This is a genomic window from Micromonospora qiuiae, assembly GCF_016863555.1.
Taxonomy (GTDB): domain Bacteria; phylum Actinomycetota; class Actinomycetes; order Mycobacteriales; family Micromonosporaceae; genus Micromonospora; species Micromonospora qiuiae.
Map to the genome: position 1 here is coordinate 1 of NZ_BOPC01000147.1, position 5413 is coordinate 5413.

The following is a 5413-nucleotide window of genomic DNA, read 5'->3' on the forward strand; positions in this document are numbered from 1 at the left end:
TAGCATGCCGCCGATCGTGTGCGGCCTCCAGCCGGAGCCTTCGCGCGTCGTGAGGGGCCGTGCGGTTGATGTTGGGCAGTAACCGCCGGTCGTGCTCCGGCCAGGCGTGTTATGAGACCAGCTCGGTGAGTTCGGCGGCGAGATGTCGCATGTCTTCGCCGCTGTCGAGGGTCACCACGACGGATGCCTCCCACGCTTCTGGATCGTAGCCCCGGGGCCTCGGATGACGAAACGGAGGCTGACATGGCCGTGTCCGTCGTGCGTCGCGTTACGGATACCCGGCCCGGTTCGCCCCGGGCGGCCGGGACTGCTGGAACCGATTGGCGTCCACTGCGGTCCCCGGGGCCATGGCTACGGCACGGCGATCACGAATTCCTTTACTTGGTCACAGTGATCGAGGTACCCATCCTCATCGACGCCACCCAACCTGGATAGCGCGAAACACCACCCGCATCGCGCCCGTAGCAATCAACGCGCCTGCAAGATCAGTGCCCGGCTGGGGTGGGCCGGCATCCGGATCTGCCGCTAGCGGTATGCGCGGGGATGAAGTTCCATCACCGTCCGTGAGTTTCTGCTGCGGGTTTCGATCGCCCTTGCGGCTTGCTGCACCAGCCGGCGCAGGAAGCTCCTCGCTGTAGCTGTACGTGAAGCGGTCCTACCCAGTCGGGATGCTCTGGCGGGCTGAGCCGCCGCTCAGTCAAGCCAGCAGATAACGGAAGTCGAACATCTCCTCGCTGTCGGGTTCGACGTCTGGCACCTCCACGAACGCCTCCGCTCCGAGGACCAGCGGAATCTCGAAGCCAAGCCGGTCGAGTAGGAAATCAAGGCCGTTCCATGCCTTATCGGTGGCGGTCCAGCGTCCGGAGTTGTCGTCCCGAGCCGTCATGGCGAGTTCGTAGGCCCAGGTGAGGTCGGTCCTGGCCCGCTCCAACTCGTCCGGGGAAACACGCAGCCAGTTACCGTTCATGCTCACGGCGCCAGCCTAAATGCCCGCCACGGCAGTTCCCCAACAGCAGGCGAAAGCCCACCCAGCGGCGCACGAATCTGCCGCCGACCGTGCGCGCAGGCAGGCGAGGAAACGCCACGCTCGGTGCTCTACGTCCCATGTGCCCGGAATTCAACCGTCACCGATTGCGCGCGAGTGCATGCCCATCACTGGGCGTGATGCGGCTCGGTCCTGGTTGGCGGCGCTTCCACATGCCCGCCTGCGCCCCATGACAGCGGGTTAAGCCCCTTTGTGTTGGATATTCCCGACGTCACCGGACAGACGAACGTAGGTCCGAACAGGTTATTCGCCCATGTTCGACGGTGGCGCCGGGCAGCGGACCACGCGTACGGCGAGGGGGGCGTCGACCGTGGCGATGAACTCCGTTGGCTCGTCGTGGTCGACATGATGGCCGGTGTCGATGGTGACCAGGGAGGCGTCCGGCATCCGCTCTGCGGTCTCGGGAAGCAGGTGTCGAGGGATGACGCTGCGTGCGCCTCCGATGATCAGTCTCGGGGTGGCGATAGCCTTCCGTCCACCAGGCCGGATCGGGATCGTTGATCTGCGCGCGGATGGCGTTGACGGCAGCGAAGTCAAACGGCGTGGGCTCGTCCGGCGGCTGTAGCGATGGACGTTTCAGATCGCGCGGTCGGGGGCCGTCACGTCCTCCAGGATCAGGTGCGTGACCGGGCGCGGGGCGGCCTCGGCGAGCAGGACCGCCACGGTGCCGCCCATGGAGTGGCCGATGAGCACACAACGGCCGATTCCGACCATCGCGAAAAACCCGATGACGTTGTCGCGCATCAGATCGAAGGAGTACCGGCCAGGGTGCGAGCTGCGGCCGTGGCCGCGTAATTCCAGCGCGTACACGCGGTAGGTGGCCGCGAAGGCGGCAAGCACGCCGCCCCAATCACGCCCGTCGTGCGCAACACACACAATGTGCGGAAATCGAATGACAGCTTATCAGACTGTCTCTCGCCAGGGCTCGATCGGCGGGTCAAGGATGCTGATCAACATCTGCCCCCGACGGGAGAGCCGAGATGATGAAGAAGCCACCCCTCGATCGATCGCGCAACTCGCCCGCCAGCCGCTCGCCTCTGGCGAGGCTAAAGCAGAACGTGACGAGATGGACGTTCGGCCGCCGGGACCGCTGGCTCCCGGCACTGGCCGTGCCGTTCGCCGTCATCCTGGCCGCCCCTATGGCTGCCGCCCAACCTCGGCAAGACGCCGGCGCCACGGCGAACAGCCCGAAGAACGTCATCGTCATGATCGCCGATGGTATGGGGTACAACCACATCGACGCGGCCAGTATGTACGCCTTCGGGAAGAGCCGCTACCAGATCGAGGGGAGTCCGGGCGACGTTCGCCGGATCCCCGGCCCCCGCAATCCGAACTGGGTCTACGAGCGCTTTCCGCACCAGCTCGCCATGTCGACCCACACGGCGGTCGGCGGTTATGACTCGACCGCGATGTGGTCCGACTTCGACCTGCGTATCGGCATCGAGGGCGACTCCACGACGGTCACTGGATCGGCCGCCTCCGGGACCGCGCTGGCAACCGGAGTGAAGACTATCGATCCGCGCGTCGGGCTCGATGTCAACGGTGAACCGGTCAAGAACCTCGCCGAGCGAGCAAAGGAACTCGGCAAGGCGACCGGCGTCATCTCCAATGTCGCTTTCAACCACGCGACCCCGGCGGCCTTTCTCGCGCACAACCTGGATCGTAACAACCGCCACGCCGTTGCGCGCGAGATGATCCTCGACAGCGGCGCCAACGTCATCATGGGCGCCGGTCATCCCTACTACAACGACGACGGCCAGTACGGCAGCCCCCGCTACCTCTGGCTTCCGTCGGACGTGTGGACCGCGGTTCAGGACGGCGCGACGCCCTACACCTTTGTGGACGAGCGCGACGACTTTGTCGCCCTAGCCAAGGGTGAGACGCCCAAGCACGTGCTCGGCATCGCCAAGGGATTCAACGCCACCCAGTTCAACCGGACGCCGAACCCGCTCGACCGCAGCTACCGTCTCGGCCCCCCCGGACTTGTCGACCCCAACGAGAAGCCGTTCGAAACGCCGCTCAACGACAACGTGCCCACCCTGGCGGAGATGACCGCGGCCGGCCTCAACGTCCTGTCGAATGCCTCCGACGAGGGCTTTTTCGTCATGATCGAAGGCGGTGCCCTTGACTGGGCCGGTCACTGGAACCTGACGGGCCGAAACATCGAGGAGATGCTCTTCTTCAACGAAGCCGTCAAGGCCGCCGTCGACTGGATCGAGCGGGAGAGTAGCTGGGACGAGACGCTGCTGATCGTCACCGGTGACCACGAAACGGGCTACCTCGTCGGCCCGAAGTCCGGCCCCGACTGGAAGCCGCTGATCAACAATGGTCCGGGAGAGATGCCCGGCCACGAGTGGAAGCATGACTACCACACCAACTCACTCGTCCCGCTGTTCGCGAAGGGGCCGGCCGCCGAGCGATTCCGCCACGCGGCACAAGGCCGCGACGCCGTGTGGGGCCCCTACGTCGACAACACCGACGTCGCCAATGTCGTCTTCGACCAATGGGGGCGTTAGCGATGGGCCGGTCTGTGACAAGCCGGCCGAGATCGACTTGCATATCGCCGGTACCGGCCCGCACAGCAACCAGAACCTGCGTGCATGACCTGTCTTTGACACACCACTCGACCGATGCGTGGACCGTCGCAACTCGGGCGGACGTCGCACTTTTTTCCACAGGAGAAGCTCCATGAAGTCGTCCAGAATCGCGGTGCTCGCCGCGATGGCCCTGGCGTGCCAGGGCATCATGCTCGCCGGCGCAGCACCCGCGTTCGCCGAGCCAGCCGTCGGCGCGCCCGGCATCCACAACGCCATCACCGACGTCCCCGGCATCCAGGTAGGGCAGGTCCAGTCCGACACGCCCCCGTACCTGACCGGAACCTCGGTGGTGTACATGCCGCAGATGTCCGTGGCAAGCGTGGATCAGCGTGGCGGTGCACCCGCCACCAAGGAGACCGACCTTCTCAGCCCGCTCAACTCCAACCCGGGGGTCAACGCGATCCAGCTTGGGGGAAGCAGCATGTACGGGCTGTCCGCCACCAACGGGATCATCCGGTGGCTCGAGGACCGCGGCGAGGGCGTCCGGGTCGGGGCCGGGGGCGTGGCCCCGATTGTGCCGGCCGCGGACATCTTCGACCTCGGCCGCGGCGGTGATCCCAAGGCGCGCACGTCCGCCGAGTGGGGTTACCTCGCCGCGCAGGCCACGTCGGACGGACCTGTCCGGCAGGGTAGCGTCGGCGGCGGCACCGGTGCCCGCGGCGGTGGTCTGCGTGGAGGCGTCGGCACCGCCAGCGTTTACCTCGGTGATGGCATCTACGTTGGCGCGATGGTGATCGTTAACCCCGCAGGTTCCCCGGTCGACCCGGCCGACTGCACCCTGTATGGGGTGAAGTACGGCATCGGCGACGAGTTCGCCGGGTACAAGGCCCCTAGGGGGAACGAGTGCAACCCGCGCGGGAACTCGGCTGCCGCCCAGGAGCAGCCGGCGAACACCACGATCGCCGTGGTGGCCACCAACGCCCCGCTGGAGAAGGCCGCCGCCCAGCGCATGTCGGGCAACGCGCACGACGGCATGGCCCGCGCCATCAGCCCGATCCACACGCTCGGCGACGGTGACACCGTCTTCGCGGTATCGACCGGCAAGGGGGAGGCGCTGCAGATCAACGACCCGGCCGACAGCCGCCAGCTCAACGCCATTTTCAACGCTGGCGCCAACACGCTGGCCCGCGCCATCGCCAAGGCGGTGCTCTCGGCCGAGAGCATCGGCAACACCAGCAGCTACTGCGACCGCTACCCCTCCGCGTGCCGTGGCATGCGACAGCTGGAGCAGTGGCGTACCCAGGGTGAGGCTCCGGACGTGACGCCGGAGACCTTCGCCCAGGCGTCCCAGGCGCTGATCCAGACGCCGGTCCCCGCGCCGGCCGACGACAGCAAGGGCAACGGCAAGGGCAACGGCAAGGGCAAGGGCAACGCGGCCAACGCCACGAACGACACCGCCCAGGAGTCGTCGCAGGACGGCATGACCCTCACCGCCGGCGGCACCGAGGGCGGCCCCGGTGTCCCGATGGGCGCGACCATCGCGCTGCTGGCCGCGGCTGTCCTCGGTGTCGGCCTGCTGGGGATGCACGTGCGCGGACGTCGGCGGCTGCTGCCCCTCCGCTGACCCGCACGGGTCCACGGGAGCTCGTACCACGTCGCGCCGCGCGTGACGATCGAGGCGGGTTCCGTCCAACCGGACGGGACCCGCCTCGCTTCGTCCACCGTCATTGGGTCCTACCGTCCTGTCGGACCGGGCGATGCTATGAATCCCGTTACCTTTTTGGTCGTCCCCAGCCGGGGACTCCTCGGTCGCCCGGCCCGGTATGACTTG

5 protein-coding genes are annotated in these 5413 nt (G+C 67.0%); 2 read left to right on the plus strand and 3 right to left on the minus strand.

Translation table 11 applies throughout. The features are described 5' to 3' along the window. Window positions 1-697: 697 nt before the first annotated feature. From Vqi01_RS29855 to Vqi01_RS29865, 3 genes are all read right to left on the minus strand, one after another. Complete coding sequence (locus Vqi01_RS29855; protein ID WP_239098774.1) at window positions 698-967, minus strand: DUF1877 family protein; 270 nt, start codon at window positions 965-967, stop codon at window positions 698-700. 321 nt (window positions 968-1288) lie between these two features. Beyond that, complete coding sequence (locus Vqi01_RS29860) at window positions 1289-1432, minus strand: hypothetical protein (RefSeq protein WP_204038475.1); 144 nt, start codon at window positions 1430-1432, stop codon at window positions 1289-1291. Between the two features lie 189 nt (window positions 1433-1621). After that, window positions 1622-1921: an alpha/beta fold hydrolase gene (locus Vqi01_RS29865; RefSeq protein ID WP_275408857.1), complete on the minus strand. Its 300-nt coding sequence runs from the start codon at window positions 1919-1921 to the stop codon at window positions 1622-1624. A gap of 104 nt (window positions 1922-2025) precedes the next feature. Between Vqi01_RS29865 and Vqi01_RS29870 the strand changes: the two genes are divergently transcribed. Together Vqi01_RS29870 and Vqi01_RS29875 are read left to right on the plus strand one after the other, a co-directional pair. Further along, the gene (locus Vqi01_RS29870; RefSeq protein ID WP_204038477.1) at window positions 2026-3561 is read left to right on the plus strand and encodes an alkaline phosphatase; all 1536 of its coding nucleotides are present in this window, start codon (window positions 2026-2028) and stop codon (window positions 3559-3561) included. Window positions 3562-3733: 172 nt separating this feature from the next. Further along, window positions 3734-5206 (plus strand): P1 family peptidase, encoded by a 1473-nt coding sequence (locus Vqi01_RS29875; RefSeq protein ID WP_204038478.1) that lies wholly within the window; start codon window positions 3734-3736, stop codon window positions 5204-5206. The last annotated feature ends 207 nt before the right edge of the window (window positions 5207-5413 follow it).